This window comes from Pseudomonas sp. YQ_6 (genome assembly GCF_043103245.1).
Classification (GTDB): Bacteria; Pseudomonadota; Gammaproteobacteria; order Pseudomonadales; family Pseudomonadaceae; genus Aquipseudomonas; species Aquipseudomonas alloputida.
Map to the genome: position 1 here is coordinate 98892 of NZ_JBICJR010000068.1, position 20865 is coordinate 119756.

The window sequence follows — 20865 nt, forward strand, 5'->3', positions numbered from 1 at the left end:
CCTGGAAGAACGAGACCGGAACGCCTCAGGACACTCAAGATTGTTCAGATCGCGAGGCCAGGCAGTATGAAGGGATGGATACGCAAGGCAGTGGCGCACTACGCCCATGCAACCGGGCGAGGTGGCAAATTCTACAGGAGGTTCTGCAACCCATCTGGTCTTGAATGGGGGGCCTATCTGGCCCGATGGGGCAACTTTCATTCGGTCGGCAGCAATTTCTACGTCAATACAGGCTGCAAGTTTCTCGACCCGTCGCTGGTACGTATCGGTAACAGCGTGGGCTTGTCCGACTGCACGTTGATCGGTCATGACGGGGTGGTATTGCTGATCGAGCATCGCTTTGGCAAGCACCTGGATTCGATCGGTTTCATCGACATCAAGGACAACTGCTTCATCGGCCATGGTGCGATCGTGATGCCTCGCGTGACCATCGGGCCCGAATCCATCGTGGCGGCAGGGGCGGTGGTGACCAAGGACGTGCCGCCAGGCACCGTCTATGGTGGCAACCCTGCCGAGTTCATTTGTACCACCGAACAGTTGATCAAGCGGGTCGAGGCACGTTGCGAAGCCTACCCATGGATCGATCTGGTGAAGCAGCGCAACGGTGCCTACGACCCGGAAGTGGAACCGTTACTGATGGCGCAAAGACGTCAGTATTTCTTCGGGGACAGCTGAAATGGCTAGCAAACCTGTGGATGTCATGGTGGTCAACTTCAATACCGCTGGACTGTTGCAGCCGATGTTCGATGCGCTGCGCCGGGCCGACAGCGAGCGCCTGGCCAGTTACCTGGTGGTCGACAATGCCTCGCGCGATGACTCGGTGCAGCGCATGGCCCAGGTGTGCCCCGAGGCACTGCTGCTGAGCAACAAGCAGAACGTGGGTTTCGGCCGGGCCAACAACCAGTTGTTGGCGCACCTCAAGGGCAAGTACGCCTTGCTGCTCAATACCGATGCCTTCGTTGCCGCCGACTCGCTGCAAAAAACGCTCGACTACATGGACGCCCACCCGGAGTGCGGCGTACTGGGGGTGCGCCTGGAGGGTCGCGATGGCGACCTGCAGCCCAGTTGTCGCTACTTCCCCACGCCGCTCAATGTGTTCGTCGGGCGTACCGGGTTGGGGCGGTTCTTCCCAGGGGTGAAGATGGTCGACGACATGAACTGGGATCACGCCTCGGTGCGCGAGTGTGACTGGTTGCCCGGCTGCTTCTACCTGGTGCGCCGCGAAGTACTCGACAAGGTGGGTTTGTTCGACCCGCGCTACTTCCTTTATTACGAAGAGGTGGACCACTGCAAGCGGGTGAAGGAAGCGGGCTGGAAAGTGGTGTTCTACCCGCATACCACGGTGGTGCATATCGGTGGCGAAAGCTCCAAGTCGGTGGCGGAACTGGAGGCCGCCAGCCGGCAGATCTCGTCCTATCAGATCGAAAGCGAGTTGCTGTACTTCCGCAAGCATCATGGGGTGGCGGGGCTTGCCCTGCACATGCTGCTGGTCACGCTGGGCGACCTGGTGCTGGCACTCAAGGCGCTGTTGAAACGACGCGGCTGGGGCGCCATTCAGGCCTGCTGGCGTCATTGCCGGGCAACCTGGTCTTTGCTGTTCAAGACCCGGTACGCCAGCCAACCGACAAGGTAGGTGGAGCCATGTTCGATAATATTCGCGCCGACCTGCGTGCCCATGGCGGGGACTGGGGCGCCCAGGGCTTCTGGGTATTGTTGGTGTACCGCTTTGGCCGCTGGCGTTATACGCTGCGCCCGGCACTGCTGCGCAAACTGTGCTCGCTCATCTACAGGGTGCTGTTCAAATTCGTCCAGATCATCACCGGTATCGAACTGCCTTGCGAGGTGGTGATCGGGCGCAACTTCGTCATCGATCATTTTGGCGGCATCGTTGTCAGCGGTTATGCCCGCTTCGGCGATGACTGCCGTATCCGCAACGGCGTGGTGGTGGGCCTGAAGAATGTCGACGAGCCGATTGCCCCGGTGTTCGGCAATAACGTCGACATCGGCACCGGGGCCAAGGTGCTGGGCAGTATTCGCATCGGCAACAACGTGATCATCGGCGCCAATGCCGTCGTGCTGGTAGATGTGCCGGACAATTCACTGGCAGTGGGGGTGCCGGCCATCATCAAGGCCCGGCAACCGGCCGCCACGGCATCGGTCGAGTGAGGCCTATGGCAACGGTGATCGGCGTGGTGGTGATCGGCCGCAATGAAGGCCAGCGTCTCGAGCGCTGCCTTGTTTCGCTGGCGCAGGGGCCGGACAAGGTCATGTACGTCGACTCGGGTTCCACCGATGGTTCGCTGCAGCTGGCCGCCAACCTTGGCGTGGCAGTGCTGGCGCTGGACATGAGTATCCCGTTCACCGCCGCACGCGCCCGCAATGAAGGCTTTGCCGCCTTGCAGCGCCTGTTGCCATCGATGCAACTGGTACAGTTCGTCGATGGCGACTGCGAGGTCAATACCACCTGGCTGGCCACGGCGCAGGCTTTTCTTGAGCAGCACCCCGCCGTGGCAGTGGTGTGTGGTCGCCGGCGTGAGCGCTTCCCCCAGCGTTCGGTGTACAACTTGCTGTGCGACCTGGAGTGGGATACCCCGGTCGGTGAGGCCAAGGCCTGTGGCGGCGATGCGCTGATGCGGGCAGACGCCTTTGCTGGCGTGGGTGGCTTCCGTCCTGACCTGATCGCCGGAGAAGAGCCGGAACTGTGCGTGCGTTTGCGGGCCCGCGGCTGGAAAGTCTGGCGACTGGCTGCCGAGATGACCCTGCACGATGCCGGCATGACGCGTTTCAGCCAATGGTGGCGGCGTAGCTTGCGCGCTGGGCATGCCTATGCCGAGGGCGCCTACCTGCATGGCCAGCCACCCGAGCGGCATTGGCTGCGTGAGTCACGTCGGGCGTGGTTGTGGGGCCTGGGCATACCTTTGGTGATCGCGCTGGCCTGCCTGCTGCTGGGCGGCTGGGGCCTGCTCTTGCTGTTGATCTACCCACTGCAGGCCATGCGCCTGGCTAGCCGTGGCGGCAAGTGGACGCGCGAGAACTGGCTGCAGGCCGTGTTCCTGGTGTTGGGCAAGTTCCCGGAAATGCTCGGCCAGCTGAAGTTCCTGCGCCACCGTCTTGCGGCTGGCAAATCGGCTTTGATCGAGTACAAGTGAGAGAAACCCATGATGCTCGGCACCCTCGTGAAAAGCGTGTTTACCTTGCAACCGGGTTACTCGTTGCGGGCGATGCACAACAAGTACAAGTTGACGCGGCAGATTGCCAGGCAGTGGCCTGAGCTGAACGGGTTCATGCAACGCATGATGGCGGCGCTGGGCCCGCATGGTTTGCAGCGGCTGGGTGTGGATTGTATCGGTGTCGTGCAATGGCCTTACATCAGCCAATGCTGGGAGGCCCCGCAGCGTCTGGAGGTGGTGGCTTCGCACTTTGAGCTGGTGGCTGGGCAGTTCCCGGCGTTGCTGTTGCTGGGGCGCGACGAAAACCTGAGGCTGTGTGATCTGTCCAGCCACTCGCCGGGCTGTTGCCTGGTACTGGACCGGCCAATCTGGTTCAAGCGCGAAGGCGAGCTGGTGCTTAACCTGTTCCAGGCCGACCTGCGTGTGGCATCCCTGGCCTTCACCCTGGGCCGCAGCCAGGGGGAGACCTGCCTGTTCATCGGTGCGGTGCAGGGCATTCACAAAGGTATCGACGGCGAAACCTCGCTGGCCATCTACCGTGACCTGACCAAGGACTTCGAAGGGCTGCGGCCACGCAGCCTGTTGCTCGAAGCGTTGAAATGCCTGGGCAGAACCCTGGGTGTGACGCAGCTATATGCCGTCAGCGACGCCTGCCGGCACCATCGCCATCCCTACTTTGGCAGCGACAAGGGCCAGGACCTGGCGGCCAACTACGACGTGATCTGGCAAGAACACGGCGCCACAGCGTCTGATCGTGAGGACTTTTTTTCCCTGCCTTTAGCGCCGGCGCAACGGGCGGAAGCTGACATCCCGACCAAGAAACGGGCGATGTACCGCCGCCGCCAGGCGTTGCTTGAAGATGTTTTCACCCGTTTGCAGGCAGCATTGCCAAGCAGCAATCACAACCTTGGACTACAAGGAAAACAGGGGGATGCATTTGCTGTGAGTGCATCGGCAGTAGACAGACCGCCCGTAGTCGACAGCCTGAAGTGAAGGTTGCCAGGGAAGGTTGGTCATCAAGCGGGTTTGGATCTGGATTCGTATGCGCATTGCTTACTTCATCAATCAGTACCCGAAAGTCAGCCACAGTTTCATCCGTCGCGAAATTCTGGCGCTGGAACGCCAGGGGGTTGAGGTGCAACGTATAGCCCTGCGTGGGTGGGACGCCGAAGTGCAGGATGCCGAGGACGCAACCGAGCGGGGCAAGACCCGCTACGTATTGCAAGGTGGGCTCAAGGGGTTACTGGCACCGACCTGGCAGGTGCTGCGTACGCAGCCGCGGCGTTTTTTCCAGGCGCTGTGGCTGGCCATGCGCCTTGGCCTGCGGGCCGACCGTGCCTGGCCCTACCACCTGGTCTACCTGGCCGAGGCCTGCCAGGTACTGCAGTGGTTGCAGGCAGGGGAGGCGACACATGTGCACGCGCATTTCGGCACCAACTCTACGGAAGTGGTCATGCTGGCCAACGTCCTGGGCGGGCCGGCATACAGCTTTACCGTGCACGGGCCGGAAGAATTCGACAAACCACAGTTCTTGCACATGGGGGAGAAGGTGCGCCGCGCCGCCTTTGTCGCGGCGGTGAGCTCGTACGGGCGCAGCCAGCTGTACCGTTGGGTGGCGCACGAGCACTGGGGTAAGGTGAAGGTGGTGCATTGCGGTCTGGAGCGTGGTTTTCATGAGGTGGCGCCGGTCGATGTGCCGTCGGCGCCACGGCTGGTGTGTGTCGGGCGCCTGTGCGAACAGAAGGGCCAGCTGCTGTTGCTGGAAGCGGCGCGCTGTCTCGCTGCCCGGTCGATCACCTTCGAGCTGGTGCTGGCGGGTGACGGTGAAATGCGCGAGCAGATCGAGGCCTTGATTGCCCGGCACGGCTTGCAGCAGCAAGTGCGTATCACTGGCTGGATCAGCAGTGCGCAGGTACGTGAGGAAATCCTGGGCGCCCGTGCGCTGGTGCTGCCCAGTTTCGCCGAGGGTTTGCCCGTGGTCATCATGGAGGCCATGGCCTTGCGCCGGCCCGTGCTCACCACCTATGTAGCGGGTATCCCCGAGCTGGTGCGGCCTGGCGAGAACGGCTGGCTGTTCCCTGCCGGCGCCGTGGACGAGCTGGCAACAGCCATGGCCGACTGCCTGGCGCAACCGGCCGAGGCACTGCAGCGCATGGGCGAGATGGCCTACCAGCGTGTCGTGCAACGGCATGACATCGATACCGAGGCGGCCAGGCTGGCCGACTATTTCAAGGCATACGCATGATAAGTGTATTGGGTTGGTTACTGGGCCTGTTGGCGATCATCGTCCTGGTACCGGTGTCGGTGCTGGTGCTGCAAGTGTTGCTGGCTTGTCTGCCGGCGCGGTCGAGGCCCAAGGGCATTGGCGAGCGCCCGCGAGTGGCGGTGTTGGTGCCCGCCCACGATGAGGCGTTGGTCATTCGTGCGATGCTGGCCAGCGTTACGCCGCAACTGTTGGACGGCGACCGCCTGCTGGTCGTGGCAGACAACTGTTCCGATGACACGGCCCGGTTGGCACGTGAGGCTGGCGCCGAAGTGGTCGAGCGCCACGATACGCGCTTGCGCGGCAAAGGTTACGCACTGGATTTCGGCGTGCGCCACCTGGCTCAGCGGCCGCCCGAGGTGGTCATTGTGGTGGATGCCGACTGCCAGGTGGGCGAGGGGGCGATCGACTGCCTGGCGCGCCGCTGCCACGAACTTGCCCGCCCGGTACAGTCGCTGTACCTGATGCGTGCACCGGCAGGTGCCGGGTTGCGGGTGCAAGTTGCCGAGTTTGCCTGGCGGGTCAAGAACCTGGTGCGGCCACGCGGCTGGGCGCGCCTGGGCCTGCCATGCCAGCTGATGGGCGCGGGCATGGCGTTCGGCTGGCACGATCTGAGCCTGATCAACCTGGCCAATGGTCATCTGGTCGAGGATGTGAAGCTGGGCCTGGACCTTTGCCAGCAGGGTAAACCGCCTGCTTTCTGCCCCGAGGCACTGGTCACTAGCCAGTTCCCGCTCAGCCAGCAAGGCCTCAACAGCCAACGCACCCGCTGGGAGCATGGCCATCTGGGCTTGATGCTTGCCGACGCACCCAAACGGGCGATGGCTGCAATCACCCAGCGCAACGCTAGCCTGGCGGCCTTGACCCTGGACCTGCTGGTACCGCCCCTGGCGTTGCTGGTACTGACCTTGCTCGGGCTTAACCTGGTGACCTGGCTGGCGTACCTGCTGTTCGGCCTGGCGGCGCCTGCGTGGCTCGCCTTTGCCGGTTTGGCCTTGCTGGCCTTCGCTGTGACGTTGGCCTGGGCGCGCTTCTGCCGTGAAGTGATACCGTTCTCGGTGTTGTTGTACGCGCCGTTTTACGCGGCCAGGAAAATTCCCTTGTACCTGAGTTTCCTGATCAAGCGCCAGGTTGAATGGGTGCGTTCAAAACGGGATGACGACTGATGGATCAGTGGCAGAATCGCTGGAAGCGTGTGATCGACCAGCTGGAAGTGATCGCTGATGACGCCGCTGTGCAGCGCCTTCTCGACCGCCTGGCTACGCCGGATACGGGCACCGTGCTGGGCTTCGTCAACGCCCATGCGATGAACCTGGTGGTGCGCGATGGTGGCTACAGCCAGGCGCTGTCGGCCGCAGATGTACTGCTGCGCGATGGCGCCGGCATGGCGATCCTGTATCGCCGCCTGGGCCTGGAACCCGGGCTGAACATGAACGGCACTGACTTCATTCCCAGGCTCATGGCTGCTTACCGAGGGCGCAAGGTCGCCTTCTGGGGCACCCGGCAACCCTACCTGGACCAGGCCGTGCGGCGCTGTAAAGCCGAGTTTGGCATCGTGCCGGTGTCGGTTCACGATGGCTTCGCCAGCCTTGAAACCTATTTGCAATTGGCCCGCGAGCAGCAACCCGAGCTGATCGTGCTGGGCATGGGCATGCCCAAGCAAGAAGCGGTCGCAGCGGAGTTGGCAGTCACTGGCGGGCCATGCCTGATCGTGTGCGGTGGGGCGATCCTGGACTTTCTCGGCGGCAAGGTCAGCCGTGCCCCCGAATGGCTGCGGCGTTTGGGTGGCGAGTGGCTGTACCGCCTGCTGCGCGAGCCCAAGCGCCTGTTTATGCGTTATGTGGTGGGCAATCCGCTATTCCTGTTGCGCACCCTGTTGTACCGGCGGGCGGCGGTTTCGGCCAGGCGGGCCCTAGGAATCGGCCAAAATTCGCACAAGCGGTGATTCCGGGCACACCAGCGGCAGGTGGCTGCTACAGTGATATCAATGGCTTGAGAACTCCACGATCCTGCTTCACGGGCTTTGCATAAGCTGTTTTCAAGACTTGCTGTTTGATGGAAGGCACTTGCTACGCTCATTTTGATGAGGTCTGAAATGGTTTTCGAACCCAGAAGCAGTCGTTCCTTACTTCAGAGAAGAAGCAGTGTCAGTAACGCCATTCAGGCCGGCCTCGATGGTATTGCCGTCACCGGTATTGCCTGGTACCTGATCTACGACCAGTTCGGCTACATCACATCCGATTACGTGATCATGCTGCTGTTGCTGATTGGCGCACTGGCAGTCATTTATGATCATTACGCGATCTACCGCACCAACGTCGGGCTTTCGATCAAGGCGTTCCGCCTGTTCAAGGCCTGGTCGGCAACGTTTTGCTTCCTGGTGGTCATGGCCTTCCTGACCAAACAGAGCGAAACCTATTCCCGGTTGCTGATGGGGCAGTTGTTCGTCATTGGTTATTTCGCGCAGTTGTTCTTGCACTTTGCCGTGCGTGAACTGCAAAAACGCTTTACCGCCCACGCGCGCCTGGACAATGCCCTCATCATCGGCAACGGTGACCTGGCCAACTTCCTGTACCAGAAAATCAGCAACAACCCGTGGTTTGGCGAGCGGGTGCTGGGGTGCGTGCTACTCGACAAGGGCGATGGGCAGGGGCTGGAGAGTGCCGAGGGCAAGCAGCGCCTGCCGGTGTTGGGGCATATTGGTGACCTCGACGAGCTGGTGGCCCGGCACGGCATACGTACGGTGTACCTGGTGACGCCACTGGGTGGCTCCGAGGTCATCAACGACGTGTATTTCAAGTTGCTCGACAAGTGCATTGCAGTGAACTGGGTGCCGGATATCTTCTCGTTGCGCCTGATCAACCACAGCGTGCGGGAAATTGCCGGCATTCCGGTGCTGACCTTGTCGGAGACACCCTTGACGGGCATGAGCCTGTTCTTGAAAAACCTTGAAGACCGGGTGCTGGCCGCGTTGATTTTGCTGTTTGCATCACCCGTATTGCTGGCTGTTGCGCTGGCCATCAAGATCGATAGCCGCGGCCCGGTGTTCTTCCGCCAGGAACGTACCGGCTGGACAGGAGAATCGTTCCGCATCTGGAAGTTTCGCAGCATGCATGTTCACCAACCGGAAGCAGGTGTGGTCAAGCAGGCGCAGAAGAACGACCCACGGTTGACCCGGGTTGGCGCCTTTATCCGGCGGACAAGCCTTGACGAACTGCCACAATTGTTCAATGTGCTGACCGGGGAAATGTCCCTGGTAGGGCCCCGGCCGCATGCCTTGCAACATGACACCTTGTATTCGCAGGATATCGTTGACTACTTTGCCCGCCACAATATCAAGCCAGGCATGACAGGTTTGGCGCAGGTGCGCGGCTTCAGGGGGGAGACCAAGGATATCGAGCAAATGATCCAGCGGGTCGACTCGGACATCGAGTACATCAACAACTGGTCGTTGTGGCTGGACTTCGTGATTCTGGTGCGCACGCTTAATGCCTTCACGGGTAAGCAGGCTTATTAAGCGAAGCGCTCCTGCTCAAGCGCGCCCAGGTGGCTATTCCTTGTTCAACGGATGCAAAGCCCTGAACCCCCTCGCTTCTTCCACCAGCCAGTCATGCACCGCCCGCGCACCTGGCTGGTTCAGGCCGCCTGGCGGGTAATGCACCACATAACGCTTGTGGTTGGCAATCGGTACACCAAACGGCACGATCAGTGCCCCGCGTTCCAGTTCATCATTGAGCAGCGTGCGGCGGGCAATCGCCACGCCGATACCGGCAATCGCCGCCTCGATGGTCAGGTGGTTGCGGTTGAAGGTGTGCCCGCGCCGCACATCCAGGCCGGCGGCGCCGATGCCTTCCAGGTAGAACTCCCACTCGGCATATTCCGAACTGCCACGCCAGGCGGTGATGTCATGCAGCAGCGGGTAGTGCGCCAGGTCAGCGGGGCCGTGCAGCGGTGGGCGCCCGCGTAGCAGTGCAGGTGAGCACACCGGGAAGATCTGCTCGTCCAGCAGCGGCGTCGAGAGCATGCCTGGGTAGCTACCATCGTTCAGGTCAATGGCCAAATCGAAATCACCCGGGGTCAGCGCCTGGGCACTGTCTTCGGCGACCAGGCGCAGTTCGATATCCGGGTAGCGCTGTTGAAAACGCGGCAAGCGCGGCGTGAGCCATTTGGCCAGGAACGAGGGGATAGAACGCACACGCAATGTGCCGCGGATTTCCCCCGCGTCCAGCCGCAGCAGCTCGGCTTCGATACTGCCGTAGGCCTCCGCCACCGTCTGGGCCAGGCGTTGCCCCTCGGCGCTCAGCTCCACGCCGCGCGCCCGGCGCAGGAACAGCCGGTAGCCCAGGCGCTCTTCCAGCTGGCGCATCTGCTGGCTGACCGCGCCCGGGGTGATGTGCAGCTCTTCGGCACAACGGGTGAAGGACAAGTGCCGGGCTGCGCAGGCAAATACATGCAGCCAGACGAACATCTGACCATTGAGTTGTCGTCGCATCGTTTAGTACCGCTAAAGGCTTGCTTAGGAAGTTTCGTTGGTCATCCGTGAGCCAGCGCGGCAGTATCGCGCAAATTCGCAATAACGCTCAATTTCTTCAGACAACCCTACCCTGGATGCATGTCAGGGTAGGGGCAGGCATTAGCATGGCTATCAGTGTTTTCGACCTTTTCAAAATTGGCATCGGGCCGTCCAGTTCCCATACCGTCGGCCCGATGCGCGCGGCGGCCACCTTTGCCCAGGCCTTGCGTGAGCAGGGGCTGCTGGCCCAGGTAACGCGCGTGGAGGTGCGGCTGTATGGCTCGCTGTCGGCTACCGGGGTTGGCCATGCCACCGACCGCGCGTGCCTGCTAGGCTTGATGGGCCAGTGGCCGGACCGTATCGACCCGTCCACGATCGAGTCGCGCATCGGCCAGGTCCTGCAAGAGCACTGCCTGATGCTCGACGGTAGCCATCCGCTGGCCTTCGACTACGGCCGTGACATGCTGCTGCTCGACGAGAGCCTGCCTTATCACCCCAATGCCATGAGCCTGGAAGCCATGGACGGGCAGCACAGCCTGTTGAGCCAGACCTATTTTTCGGTGGGCGGCGGCTTCATCGTCGAGCAAGCCGAAATCGATGCGCCGGCAAGCGAAACGAATGCCGTGAGGCTGCCTTATGAATTCGACAGTGGTACCCAACTGCTGGCTTTGTGCAAAGCCCACAACCTGAGCGTGGCGCAACTGATGATGGCCAACGAATGCGCCTGGCGCCCGGAGGCCGAGGTGCGCGAAGGTTTGCTGCGCATCTGGGCGGCCATGCGTGAGTGCGTGGCGAACGGCCTGCGTAACGAGGGCGTCCTGCCGGGCGGCTTGCACGTCAAGCGCCGCGCCGCGCGGTTGCATCGCAGCCTGCAGGAACTGGGCAAGCCCAACGTGATCGGCTCGACCCTTGGCGCCATGGAGTGGGTCAACCTGTTCGCCTTGGCGGTCAATGAAGAAAATGCCGCCGGAGGGCGTATGGTTACCGCGCCCACCAACGGTGCAGCCGGCATTATCCCGGCGGTGTTGCACTACTACATGAAGTTCAACCCCGGTGCCTGCGATGCTGATGTGGTGGACTTCCTGCTTGGCGCAGCGGCGGTTGGCATCCTGTGCAAAAAGAACGCCTCGATTTCCGGTGCCGAGGTGGGTTGTCAGGGGGAGGTGGGCTCAGCCTGTTCGATGGCTGCTGCCGGCTTGGCGCAGGTACTGGGTGCTACGCCGCCCCAGCTTGAAAACGCCGCCGAAATTGCCTTGGAGCACAATCTTGGGCTGACCTGCGACCCGGTGGGTGGCCTGGTGCAGGTGCCGTGCATCGAGCGCAATGCGATTGCTGCGGTCAAAGCGATCAATGCTGTGCAGATGGCGCTGCGGGGGGATGGCGAGCACTTCATCTCGCTCGACCGGGTGATCCGCACCATGCGAGATACGGGTGCAGACATGCATGCCAATTACAAGGAGACCTCGCGCGGCGGTTTGGCGGTCGCTTTTGTCGAGTGCTGATGTTTAACGCGGTCAACTGGAGCGGCCTTGTGTCTCGATGGGCCGCTCCTTCACCAGGTCGCGTTGACCTGTTGGGTCAGCGCTGACTCAGCGGCCTTTCTGCTTCGCTGCCAGGAAGCTCGCACGCATGTCCTTGGCCCAGCCATCGAGCACCGGCTTGACGTCATTCAAAGTCAGCTTCTGGGTATCGTTCTCCAGTTCCTGGCCCGCGCCCTTGCGGACCACCTGGGCCAGTACCTTCTGGCTGGCGCCGTCCAGGAACGCTGCCTCCACACCGACATCCACATCCTGGTCACGGCCACCCATGGCGGTATTCACTCCCGCCGCGATAAGCGCGATAGGGATCACCTCGTAAGGCCTGAGGCCCTCGTTACTGGTGGACACTGCCGTGATCGCCGGGCGTACGACGATCACGCCGGGGCCAGGCCCCTTGGCCAACGGCATCACGCTGCCCATTTCGCGGCGCAGGGCGTCGTTGAAGTAGCGGGTGATTTCCTGAAGCGTCTGCTGCGAGATAACGGCGGTGGGCTGCGGCTTGGGGTAGAACTGGCTTGGCTCGACGAACACCTGGCTGTACTGGTTGATATTGACCTTGGGGTCGATCCAGCGCATCACCGGGTCACCCGACGGGCTCTTGGCCTCTTGCAGCCGGCTGTAGTCTTTGAGGAAGCCGGAGTAATCCTTGGGGTCCACGCGGTTGCTGGAGCAGGCGGCCACGGCAAGCAGCGCGGCGCACAACAGGGTAATGCGAGGCAATGATTTCATGATGAAAAGGCATCCATGAGAGGTCGGCCACAACAACGCTAGCAGGTGCGAGGCAGTTGGCCAGTGGACGGGGCAATCCTCTTTGAAAAGAACACACAGTGCCTGGCCGGGACGTGCTCGCCCTGAGTGGCGCTGCAAACGTTGCGGCCCACTCAACCCAGGGCCTCACGCAAGCGGTACCACAACATGCCCAGTGCCAGCAGGGGGGAGCGCAGCGCCTTGCCGCCGGGGAAGGTCAGGTGCGGCACGGCGCTGAACACATCCAGGCCGTGGCTATGGCCGAGGGCGATGCTTTCGGCCAGCAGTTTCGCCGTCCAGTGCGTCACGTTCAGCCCGTGCCCGGAATAGCCCTGGGCGTAATACACGTTAGGATGCTGGTTCAGGCGCCCGACCTGGGGGAAACGGTTGGCGGTAATGCCGATCATGCCACCCCACTGGTAGTCGATGCGCACGTTGGCCAGTTGCGGGAATACTTTCAGCACCTTGGGCCGCATATAGGCAGCGATGTCCTTGGGGTCTCGACCAGAATAGTGGCAGGCGCCGCCGAACAGCAGGCGGCGGTCTGCGGTAAGGCGGTAGTAGTCCAGGCCGACCTTCTGGTCGCACAGCGCCATGTTCTGCGGGATCAGGCTGCTTGCCAGTGCTTCGGGCAAGGGTTCGGTGGCCACCACATAGCTGCCGGCCGGGAGTACCTTGCCGCTCAGGCGCGGTTCCAGTTCATCGAGGTGAGCATTGCAGCCCAGCACCAGGTTGCTTGCGCGCACCTTGCCGCGCGCCGTGTGCAGCGTCAACCTGGGCCCGTACTCAATGCGCAGCACCGGGCTTTGCTCGAAAATGAGCACGCCCAGGCTGTGGGCCGCGCGGGCTTCGCCCTGGACCAGATCAAGTGGGTGCAGGTGGCCCGAGCCCATGTCGACCAGGCCGCCAGCGTACTGGTCGCTGGCGACGATCTCGTTCAACTGCCCGGCGCCGACCAGGCGTGTTTCATGGCGATAGCCCAGGGCGGCCAGGTCGTCCTGTTCCTCCTTGAAGGCGGCGAACTGCGCTGCGGTGTTGGCCAGTTCGCAGAAGCCCCAGCGCAGGTCGCAGGCAATGCCGTAGCGGGCGATGCGCTCGGCCACCAGTTCCACTGAGTCGATACCGGCCTGCTTCAGGTAGCGCACACCGTCCTGGCCGACATGCCGGGCAAAGCCGCTGACATCATGGCCGATACCGCGAATCAGCTGGCCGCCATTGCGCCCACTGGCGCCCCAGCCGATGCGTCGGGCTTCCAGCAGCACCACCGAGAGGCCGCGCTCGGCCAGCTCCAGGGCGGTATTGACCCCAGTCAAGCCGCCGCCGATCACGCATACGTCGGCCGAAAGTTCGCTGTCCAGGCTGGGGTAGGGTGCCGCGTCGCGCGCTGTGGCGGCGTAGTACGAGGCGGTGTGTTGGGTATTGAAAGACATGAGCGTTCTCGACTCAGCGGTTGGACTTGATCTTGCTCCAGGAGCGGGTCATGACGCGCATGATTTTCGGGCTCGGGGTGCTGGAGATGTACAGCTTGTCCAGCACCTCCTGGGGTGGGTAGATCTCGGGGTTGTTCACCAGCGATGCATCCATGTAGGCCTTGGCGTCCGGGTTGGCGTTGGCATAGCCGACCGTGGCGCTGACCTTGGCAATCACTTTCGGGTCGAGCAGGTAGTTGATGAACGCCAGGGCCTGCTCGGGGTTGTTGGCGTCCTTGGGGATGGCCAGCAGGTCGAACCACAGGTTGCTGCCTTCCTTGGGAATGCTGTAGGCGACCTTCACGCCGTTTTTCGCCTCTACGGCGCGGTTGGCGGCCTGGAACACGTCGCCGGAGTAGCCGAAGGCGATGCAGACATCACCGTTCGCCAGGTCAGAGACGTACTTGGAGGAGTGGAAGTAGGTGATGTAGGGGCGCAGTTCAAGGAGCCGGGCCTCGGCCTTGGCGTAATCGCCCGGTTTTTCGCTGCGCGGGTCCATGCCCAGGTAGTTGAGCACGGCCGGGAACAGCTCGTCGGGCGAGTCCATGAATGCCACGCCGCACTGCTTGAGCTTTTTCAGGTTCTCGGGCTCGAACAGCACTGCCCACGAGTCGATACGGTCCACACCCAGTGCCGCCTTGACCTTGTCGACGTTGTAGCCGATGCCATTGGTGCCCCACAGGTAAGGCACGGCGTACTGGTTGCCGGGGTCGTTCTGTTCAAGTTGCTTGAGCAGTTTGGGGTCCAGGTGCTGCCAGTTCGGCAGCTTGCTGCGGTCCAGCGGCAGGAAGGCGCCGGCCTGGGCCTGGCGGGCGAGGAAGTGGTTGGACGGTACCACCACGTCATAACCCGTACGCCCGGCCAACAGCTTGCCTTCGAGGGTTTCGTTGGAGTCGAACACGTCATAGACCACCTTGATTCCGCTGCTGGCCTGGAAGTCGGCCAGGGTGGTGTCACCGATGTAGTCGGTCCAGTTGTACACACTGACCGTGGGCGCGGCCTGGGTGGTGGTGGCGAACAGCAGGGTGAATGCAGCGGGGATCAGGGCTTGCAGATGACGCATGGGAACACCTCGTTGGTCTTGTTCTTCGAGTTCGGAGCAGGCTTGCCTGTGCATGGGGTGCAAAGCACCCCCGCGGTGGATCAGACACTCAGCATCAGGAATTCACGCTCCCACGAGCTGATGACGCGCTTGTAGTTCTCGTGCTCGGCGCGCTTGACCGCCACGTAGCCCTGGACGAATTGCTTGCCCAGGTACTGCTGCACGGTTTCGCAGTCTTCCATGTGCTGCAGCGCATCTTCGATGGTGATCGGCAGGCGCAGGTTGCGTCGTTCATAGGCGCGGCCCTGCACCGGTGCGCTAGGGTCGATCTGCTCGACCATACCCAGGTAGCCGCACAGCAGGCTGGCCGCGATGGCCAGGTACGGGTTGGCATCGGCGCCCGGCAGGCGGTTTTCTACCCGCATCGCCTCAGGGCTGGAGGTGGGCACGCGCAGGCCGGCAGTGCGGTTTTCTTCGCCCCACTCGACGTTGACCGGCGCCGAGGTATCCGGCAGGAAGCGGCGGAACGAGTTGACGTTGGGCGCGAACATCGGCAGCAGCTTGGGGATGTACTTCTGCAAGCCGCCGATGTGATGCAGGAACAGCGGGCTCATGCTGCCGTCTTCGTTGGCGAAGATCGGTTTGCCAGTGGCGATGTCGACCACACTCTGGTGCAGGTGCATGGCACTGCCTGGTTCATCGGTGATCGGCTTGGCCATGAAGGTGGCGGCCACGTTGTGCTTGAGCGCTGCCTCGCGCATGGTGCGCTTGAACACGGTGATCTGGTCGGCCAGGTCCAGCGCGTCGCCGTGGCGGAAATTGATCTCCATCTGCGCCGGGCCGTCTTCGTGGATCAGCGTATCCAGGTCCAGGCCCTGGATCTCGCACCAGTCGTAGACGTCTTCGAACAGGGGGTCGAATTCGTTGGCGGCGTCGATCGAGAACGACTGACGGCCACTTTCAGCACGGCCGGAACGCCCCAGTGGTACCTGCAGTGGCAAATCCGGGTCTTCGCAGCGCTTGGTCAGGTAGAACTCCATCTCGGGCGCGACGATCGGCTGCCAGCCCTTGTCGGCGTACAGCTTGAGTACCTTCTTCAGGACGTTGCGTGGCGAAAGCTCGATGGGGTTGCCTTGCTTGTCGAAGGTGTCGTGGATCACGATCGCGGTTGGCTCGATCGCCCACGGGATCTGGTAAACGGCGGTGGGATCGGGGCGGCAGACCATGTCGATGTCGGCGGCGTCGAGCAGGTTGTAATAGATGTCATCGTCGACGTAGTCGCCGGTGACCGTCTGCAGCAGCACGCTTTCTGGCAGGCGCATGCCTCGCTCATGGAGGAACTTGGCGGTAGGCGCAATCTTGCCGCGGGCGATGCCGGTCAAGTCGCTGATCACGCATTCGACTTCGGTGATCCGATGTTCTTTCAGCCAGGTGGACAGCTGATCGAAGGGGGCGTTCATACAGACCTCTTGGTTGGGTTTTAGTGGGGGAGCGTGGGCGCTTGCGAGAACCGTTGAACAGTTGCGAAGGCGTTACGCTTCCCAGGTGACGCGCTGGAGACTATCTTGGGCGCAGCCCCCCGGGGCGATCTATCCACTTTCTTCAGTATCGAATGCACCAAAAGAGTGCATACAGGACGATGTGTGACAACCGCCAATGCGTTGAAGGTCCAGGCTTTCCACACCACTGATGTCACCGAGCAAGTGCGCGCCACCCCAGGCTGGCAGCAGCAGTACCGGCAGATGTCGCCCGGGTACTTCAGCGGTGAGCTGCGGTGTCTGGGGCTGGATGGTGTGGAGGTGTACGAAGAGCGCCTGAACACCCGGGTGGAGCAGTTCTTTCGCGCGCCAAGCGGCTCGCTGGCGTTTTGCTTCGACCGCAGCGAGAACAGCCTGTACCTGCTGAACGAACAAAGCCGCAATATCTGGATCACGCCGGAGAACTACCAGGAGGTGGCGGTCGTGTTCGACCAGGCCTTCCTGGCCCGCCATGGGCTGGACCCGCAGCGCCTGGAAGGGTTGTTCATGGTGCCATTGGGCAGCGGCCAGAATGCGTTGTTCGGCAGCTGGCTCAGCGCCACCTTGACCCGGTTGGGCGAGGAGGGTTGCCCGTTGCAAGGGCAGGCCTTGGCTGAGCAGTTGCTGGAGGACTGCCTGTTCATTCTCGACAACGCCAGCCAGCGTTTGCAGGGCGTGGCCCTGGGGCGGCGGGACGAGGAACGGGCGATCATGCACCGAGTGAGCGAATGGTCGGCCGACTGCCCGGAAGAGACGCTGAACCTGCTTGAGCTGGCAGATGTGGCTGGGGTTTCCCTGCGCCAGTTGCAGCAGGCGTTCAAGGCCTTTACCGGCATGCCGCCGGCGCACTGGCTGCGCCTGCGCCGGCTCAACGGTGCGCGGCGTGATCTGTTGCGCGGTGGCGGCGTGACCGTGGCCGAGGTGGCGATGCGTTGGTCGTTCTGGCATTTAGGAAGGTTTTCAGAGAGTTACCGGCAGTTGTTCAAGGAGTTTCCCAGTGAAACATTGAAGCGCTGCAGGGTTTGAGGTGGAGGCGGGGCTGCCGGCCTCTTCGCGGGCTCGCCCGCTCCCACAGCGCCAGCATGGTTTCGTGAATCGCACGTTGCCTGGGGCGCGGGCAAGTCCGCGAAGCGGCCAGCCCAGGCAACACTGAACCCAGCATTCCACGCCAAAAGTTGCTATCGTGCCGCCCTGATTTCACCCGAGGTGCCGATGTTCTACCTGCCTTTGTCCAGCGACCAGGCCGACCGCCTCGCCAGCGCGGCCGTTACTGAGTTCTTCACCACCGCCAGTGTTGTCGATGCCGCTACCGTGCTGTTCGTGCAAAACCTGCCACGCCAGCCTGCCACCGCCTCGGCCGACGCGCAGGAGCGTCGTTTCGCCGAAATCGTGCGCATCGCCAACGAAGTCGAAGGTGTCGCCCCCGGGCGCTTCCAGGCCCAGGTAGCGCAGCAATTCGATCGCGAAGCGTTCGCCATGGGCCTGGGCATGCTGGGTGAAAATGGCATAGCACTGCTGTCGGCCGAAGTGCAGTACCAGGTGGACGAATGGCTGGATGACGAAGGCCAGTGGAACTTCCAGTTCGCCGACCGCTACCGCCAACGGGCTACACCGCTGCATCCGGTGTACCTGCCGTCGCTGGCCAGTGACTTGATGCTCAGCGACCAGCAGAACCGCCTGCTGCGTGAATTCCTCAGTGGCATCGACGAGTCTGTGGCTGTGCAAGGTTTCGCCGGCACGGGCAAAACCTTCCTGATTCACCAGTTCGCCCGGCTGCTGGAGCCACAGCGCACCTTGCTGCTGGCCTTGACTGAAGGGCAGTTGCGCGCGCTGCAGGCGCGGGTCAAGGACGCTGCTGCCTATACCGCGCTGACCTTCGGCCAACTGGCTGACGAGCTGCTCAACCGCGACCTCACCAGCAACGGCTGGCGATTGCGCGATCCATACCGCACCAGGCTGTCCTGGCGCCCCCAGGAAGCGCAAGTGGTGCGCTGGCTGGCCATCCCAGATATCGGCCCGCTCGCAGCGCGCGACGTGGTTGCCTTGTGCATCCGCGCCGTGCGCACGTTCTGCCACAGTGCCGATACCCAGCTTCAGCTGCACCACTTGCCCTGGGCCGGGCCTGGCACCTCGCCGCTGGATCAGGAGGTGCTGCTGGAAAAGGCACGCCTGTACTGGCAAGAGCTGATTCGCCCGTCGGCGCGGGACATTCAGCTGCCGGTGCGTGACTACCACCGGGTCAAGCTGCTGTCGCTGACCGAGCATGTGATCGACAGCCGTTACACCCATGTCATCGTCGACGAGGCCCACGAGCTGTCGGCACCGATGCTGGCGGTACTCGATCGCAGTCCGCAGTCGATCATTACCCTGGGTGACGAACTGCAAAACCTCAATGGCCTCAGCCCGCACCATGGCAGCTTCATCCGGCAACGCTGCATCGACCATTCACTGCGCGCCGGGCCGGCAATGGACAATGTGCTCAACCCACTGATCCAGGCGCACCCGGCCACGATCCAGGCGGCCTTCAGTGGCAACGCCGAACACTACACCCGGGTCAGTTTCTTCGATACGGTGATGGTGCCGGAACAGCCTACGGCGCTTATCGTCGATGATGAATGGGGCCTGTTTGGCTGGTTCCAGCGCCTGACGCATCAGGGGGTGCCGTTCTTGTTGCTGAAAAGCGCTCGCAAGGACTTTGAGCTGTTCGTCGAGGACTGCATCGAGCTGTACCGCTACGGCACCCGGCCGCGCCACCCGATGCTGTTCCGCTATGCCAGCTGGCAGGCGCTGGAACAGGACAAGGGCGATGACAAAGCGTTCGTCGCCGTGGCCAATATGCTGCGCAAGGGCTACACGCCGGAGCATTTTGCCAAGGCCAAGAGCCGTTACCGCTGGGACAAGGCGCCGAAGCTGTTCCTGGGGCGAGTACGGGATGTGAAGAACATGGAGTTTGCCCGGGTGATGGTGTCGCCGGAGCTGATGGTGGCGCCACAGGTGGCGGGTAACCGCAATGAACGGGCGCGTATGCTGGCGGGGTTGTATACCGCCTGTTCGCGGGCGCGGCATGAACTGATCGTGCCGGGGGGGATGCTGGACTGGGTCAAGGACCAGGTTCGGGATTGAAGCATCTGGGGCTGCAAAGCAGCCCCAGGGTCATGAATCAGTTACGGTCCAGCCACACGGTCTGGGCATTGGTGAACTCGCGCACACCAAAGTGCGACAGCTCACGGCCGAAACCGCTCTTCTTCACGCCACCAAACGCCACGCGGGGGTCCGAAGCGCAGTAGCCGTTGATGAACACGCCACCGGTATCCAGTGCGGCGGTCATGCGTTCGGCCAGCGCATAGTCGGCTGTGTAGATGGTCGAGGCCAGGCCAAACTCGCTGTCGTTGGCCAGTTCCACGGCATGGTCGGCATCGCGTGCAGTGATGATCGCCGCTACCGGGCCGAACAGCTCCTGCTTGAACGCGGTCATGTCCGGGGTGACATTGGCGAACACGGTCGGCGCGTAGAAGTTGGCCACGCCTTCGACCTTGTTGCCGCCCAGCAGCAACGTGGCGCCTTCGGCCAACGTCGCCTGAACCTGGCCGTCCAACTCGTCGCGCAGGTCATAGCGGGCCATCGGGCCGATATAGGTGTCGTCCTCCAGCGGGTTGCCGACTTTCAACTGGCGAGTGGCTTCAACGAACTTGTGGGTGAACGCTTCGACGATGCTTGCTTCCACGATCAGGCGCTTGGCGGCGGCGCACACCTGGCCGGTGTTCTGGTAGCGGCCTATCACCGCGGCCTGGACGGCGGCATCCAGGTCAGCATCGGCCAGTACGATGAAGGGATCGGAGCCACCCAGCTCCAACACGCACTTCTTCAGCGCGGCACCGGCCTGTGCACCAATCGCCATGCCGGCACGCACGCTGCCGGTCAGGGTGACGGCGGCGATGCGCGGATCGTTGATGGCGCGGGTGACGCCATCCGGGGTCACGTTCAGCACTTCGAACACGCCTTCCGGCAGGCCGGCATCCTTGAACAGCTCAGCCATCAGGTAGGCGCTGCCCATCACGTTCGGTGCATGCTTGAGCACGTAGGTGTTACCCGCCAGAATCGCCGGCACGGCGCCGCGCAGCACCTGCCAGACCGGGAAGTTCCACGGCATCACGGCCAGGATCGGGCCTAGCGGGCGGTATTCGATACGGGCTTTTTCGACCTGGGTCGGCTCGGCGGCGAGCATGGCCGGGCCGTGCTCGGCGTACCAGCGGCACAGGCCCACACACTTGCTGACTTCACCGCGAGCCTGGGCGATCGGCTTGCCAATTTCGCGGCTGATCATGTGCGCGAAGGCTTCAGCCTTGGCTTCGAGGGTGCCGGCCAGGGCCAGCAGGTACTCGCTGCGCTGACCCAGCGACACCTGGCGCCACTGGCGGTAGCCAACCTTGGCACGTTGCAGCGCCGCTTCCAGTGCGGCGTCGGTGTCGAACGGGTAGGCGCCGATCTGCTCGCCGCTGTACGGGTCGAGGGAGATGGCGTGGGTCAGGCTGCTGATCGCGCTCATGGCGGGACACTCTCGTTGTTGTTAATCAGTGAGGCCAGACTAGTGGGCTATGGCTTTAAT

General features: G+C 62.6%; 18 protein-coding genes. 12 read left to right on the plus strand and 6 right to left on the minus strand.

Annotated features, from left to right (window positions below; genetic code table 11):
* The first annotated feature begins 66 nt into the window (after nucleotides 1-66).
* The 9 genes from ACF8FG_RS23540 (at nucleotide 67) to ACF8FG_RS23580 (ending at nucleotide 8950) form a co-directional block, all read left to right on the plus strand.
* Nucleotides 67-675, plus strand: coding sequence for an acyltransferase (locus tag ACF8FG_RS23540; RefSeq protein ID WP_014591034.1), 609 nt, complete (start codon nucleotides 67-69; stop codon nucleotides 673-675).
* 1 nt (nucleotide 676) lies between these two features.
* Nucleotides 677-1633 carry a glycosyltransferase family 2 protein gene (locus ACF8FG_RS23545; RefSeq protein ID WP_010954024.1) on the plus strand — a complete coding sequence of 319 codons (957 nt, stop codon included), beginning with the start codon at nucleotides 677-679 and terminating at the stop codon, nucleotides 1631-1633.
* 8 nt (nucleotides 1634-1641) lie between these two features.
* Entirely contained in the window at nucleotides 1642-2166 is a 525-nt protein-coding gene (locus tag ACF8FG_RS23550; protein WP_019438662.1) for a serine O-acetyltransferase, read from the plus strand.
* Nucleotides 2167-2171: 5 nt separating this feature from the next.
* Nucleotides 2172-3149, plus strand: coding sequence for a glycosyltransferase (locus ACF8FG_RS23555; protein ID WP_318078814.1), 978 nt, complete (start codon nucleotides 2172-2174; stop codon nucleotides 3147-3149).
* Between the two features lie 9 nt (nucleotides 3150-3158).
* Nucleotides 3159-4163 carry a VirK/YbjX family protein gene (locus ACF8FG_RS23560; protein ID WP_081384701.1) on the plus strand — a complete coding sequence of 335 codons (1005 nt, stop codon included), beginning with the start codon at nucleotides 3159-3161 and terminating at the stop codon, nucleotides 4161-4163.
* Nucleotides 4164-4212: 49 nt separating this feature from the next.
* Complete coding sequence (locus ACF8FG_RS23565) at nucleotides 4213-5415, plus strand: glycosyltransferase family 4 protein (RefSeq protein ID WP_076403042.1); 1203 nt, start codon at nucleotides 4213-4215, stop codon at nucleotides 5413-5415.
* The gene (locus ACF8FG_RS23570) at nucleotides 5412-6599 is read left to right on the plus strand and encodes a glycosyltransferase family 2 protein (protein WP_014591029.1); all 1188 of its coding nucleotides are present in this window, start codon (nucleotides 5412-5414) and stop codon (nucleotides 6597-6599) included. Before ACF8FG_RS23565 ends, ACF8FG_RS23570 begins: the two co-directional genes overlap by 4 nt.
* Nucleotides 6599-7378, plus strand: a complete 780-nt coding sequence (locus tag ACF8FG_RS23575) for a WecB/TagA/CpsF family glycosyltransferase (RefSeq protein ID WP_014591028.1) — start codon at nucleotides 6599-6601, stop codon at nucleotides 7376-7378. The genes ACF8FG_RS23570 and ACF8FG_RS23575 overlap by 1 nt, the downstream gene beginning before the upstream one ends.
* A 150-nt stretch (nucleotides 7379-7528) precedes the next feature.
* Complete coding sequence (locus tag ACF8FG_RS23580) at nucleotides 7529-8950, plus strand: undecaprenyl-phosphate glucose phosphotransferase (protein WP_014591027.1); 1422 nt, start codon at nucleotides 7529-7531, stop codon at nucleotides 8948-8950.
* 33 nt (nucleotides 8951-8983) lie between these two features.
* On the opposite strand, the gene ACF8FG_RS23585 is transcribed toward ACF8FG_RS23580, so the two are convergent.
* Nucleotides 8984-9925 carry a LysR substrate-binding domain-containing protein gene (locus ACF8FG_RS23585; protein ID WP_012052371.1) on the minus strand — a complete coding sequence of 314 codons (942 nt, stop codon included), beginning with the start codon at nucleotides 9923-9925 and terminating at the stop codon, nucleotides 8984-8986.
* A 146-nt stretch (nucleotides 9926-10071) separates the two neighbouring features.
* Here ACF8FG_RS23585 and ACF8FG_RS23590 point away from each other — a divergent pair, with 146 nt between their 5' ends.
* On the plus strand, nucleotides 10072-11448 hold the full coding sequence (locus tag ACF8FG_RS23590; protein ID WP_019438656.1) for an L-serine ammonia-lyase: 1377 nt from the start codon (nucleotides 10072-10074) through the stop codon (nucleotides 11446-11448).
* An 87-nt stretch (nucleotides 11449-11535) separates the two neighbouring features.
* On the opposite strand, the gene ACF8FG_RS23595 is transcribed toward ACF8FG_RS23590, so the two are convergent.
* From ACF8FG_RS23595 to ACF8FG_RS23610, 4 genes are all read right to left on the minus strand, one after another.
* Nucleotides 11536-12213, minus strand: coding sequence for a DUF3313 domain-containing protein (locus ACF8FG_RS23595; protein ID WP_014591024.1), 678 nt, complete (start codon nucleotides 12211-12213; stop codon nucleotides 11536-11538).
* Nucleotides 12214-12365: 152 nt separating this feature from the next.
* Complete coding sequence (locus ACF8FG_RS23600; RefSeq protein WP_019438655.1) at nucleotides 12366-13661, minus strand: FAD-binding oxidoreductase; 1296 nt, start codon at nucleotides 13659-13661, stop codon at nucleotides 12366-12368.
* A 13-nt stretch (nucleotides 13662-13674) separates the two neighbouring features.
* Nucleotides 13675-14763, minus strand: a complete 1089-nt coding sequence (locus ACF8FG_RS23605) for a polyamine ABC transporter substrate-binding protein (protein WP_014591022.1) — start codon at nucleotides 14761-14763, stop codon at nucleotides 13675-13677.
* Between the two features lie 80 nt (nucleotides 14764-14843).
* Nucleotides 14844-16202: a glutamine synthetase family protein gene (locus ACF8FG_RS23610; protein ID WP_004374294.1), complete on the minus strand. Its 1359-nt coding sequence runs from the start codon at nucleotides 16200-16202 to the stop codon at nucleotides 14844-14846.
* 183 nt (nucleotides 16203-16385) lie between these two features.
* On the opposite strand from ACF8FG_RS23610, the gene ACF8FG_RS23615 reads away from it, so the two are divergent.
* Nucleotides 16386-17285 (plus strand): helix-turn-helix domain-containing protein, encoded by a 900-nt coding sequence (locus ACF8FG_RS23615; RefSeq protein ID WP_014591021.1) that lies wholly within the window; start codon nucleotides 16386-16388, stop codon nucleotides 17283-17285.
* A 186-nt stretch (nucleotides 17286-17471) separates the two neighbouring features.
* Nucleotides 17472-19382 carry an AAA family ATPase gene (locus ACF8FG_RS23620; RefSeq protein WP_014591020.1) on the plus strand — a complete coding sequence of 637 codons (1911 nt, stop codon included), beginning with the start codon at nucleotides 17472-17474 and terminating at the stop codon, nucleotides 19380-19382.
* Between the two features lie 37 nt (nucleotides 19383-19419).
* Here the strand turns inward: ACF8FG_RS23620 and ACF8FG_RS23625 are convergent, their stop codons facing one another.
* A complete protein-coding gene (locus tag ACF8FG_RS23625) occupies nucleotides 19420-20805 on the minus strand; it encodes an aldehyde dehydrogenase family protein (RefSeq protein ID WP_019438653.1) in 1386 nt (461 codons plus the stop codon).
* Nucleotides 20806-20865 lie beyond the last annotated feature (60 nt).

Coding starts and splice junctions, on each gene's coding strand:
- ACF8FG_RS23540 (WP_014591034.1), top strand. CDS start 67: ATGAAGGGATGGATACGCAAGGCAGTGGCGCACTACGCCCATGCAACC.
- ACF8FG_RS23545 (WP_010954024.1), top strand. CDS start 677: ATGGCTAGCAAACCTGTGGATGTCATGGTGGTCAACTTCAATACCGCT.
- ACF8FG_RS23550 (WP_019438662.1), top strand. CDS start 1,642: ATGTTCGATAATATTCGCGCCGACCTGCGTGCCCATGGCGGGGACTGG.
- ACF8FG_RS23555 (WP_318078814.1), top strand. CDS start 2,172: ATGGCAACGGTGATCGGCGTGGTGGTGATCGGCCGCAATGAAGGCCAG.
- ACF8FG_RS23560 (WP_081384701.1), top strand. CDS start 3,159: ATGATGCTCGGCACCCTCGTGAAAAGCGTGTTTACCTTGCAACCGGGT.
- ACF8FG_RS23565 (WP_076403042.1), top strand. CDS start 4,213: ATGCGCATTGCTTACTTCATCAATCAGTACCCGAAAGTCAGCCACAGT.
- ACF8FG_RS23570 (WP_014591029.1), top strand. CDS start 5,412: ATGATAAGTGTATTGGGTTGGTTACTGGGCCTGTTGGCGATCATCGTC.
- ACF8FG_RS23575 (WP_014591028.1), top strand. CDS start 6,599: ATGGATCAGTGGCAGAATCGCTGGAAGCGTGTGATCGACCAGCTGGAA.
- ACF8FG_RS23580 (WP_014591027.1), top strand. CDS start 7,529: ATGGTTTTCGAACCCAGAAGCAGTCGTTCCTTACTTCAGAGAAGAAGC.
- ACF8FG_RS23585 (WP_012052371.1), bottom strand. CDS start 9,925: ATGCGACGACAACTCAATGGTCAGATGTTCGTCTGGCTGCATGTATTT.
- ACF8FG_RS23590 (WP_019438656.1), top strand. CDS start 10,072: ATGGCTATCAGTGTTTTCGACCTTTTCAAAATTGGCATCGGGCCGTCC.
- ACF8FG_RS23595 (WP_014591024.1), bottom strand. CDS start 12,213: ATGAAATCATTGCCTCGCATTACCCTGTTGTGCGCCGCGCTGCTTGCC.
- ACF8FG_RS23600 (WP_019438655.1), bottom strand. CDS start 13,661: ATGTCTTTCAATACCCAACACACCGCCTCGTACTACGCCGCCACAGCG.
- ACF8FG_RS23605 (WP_014591022.1), bottom strand. CDS start 14,763: ATGCGTCATCTGCAAGCCCTGATCCCCGCTGCATTCACCCTGCTGTTC.
- ACF8FG_RS23610 (WP_004374294.1), bottom strand. CDS start 16,202: ATGAACGCCCCCTTCGATCAGCTGTCCACCTGGCTGAAAGAACATCGG.
- ACF8FG_RS23620 (WP_014591020.1), top strand. CDS start 17,472: ATGTTCTACCTGCCTTTGTCCAGCGACCAGGCCGACCGCCTCGCCAGC.
- ACF8FG_RS23625 (WP_019438653.1), bottom strand. CDS start 20,805: ATGAGCGCGATCAGCAGCCTGACCCACGCCATCTCCCTCGACCCGTAC.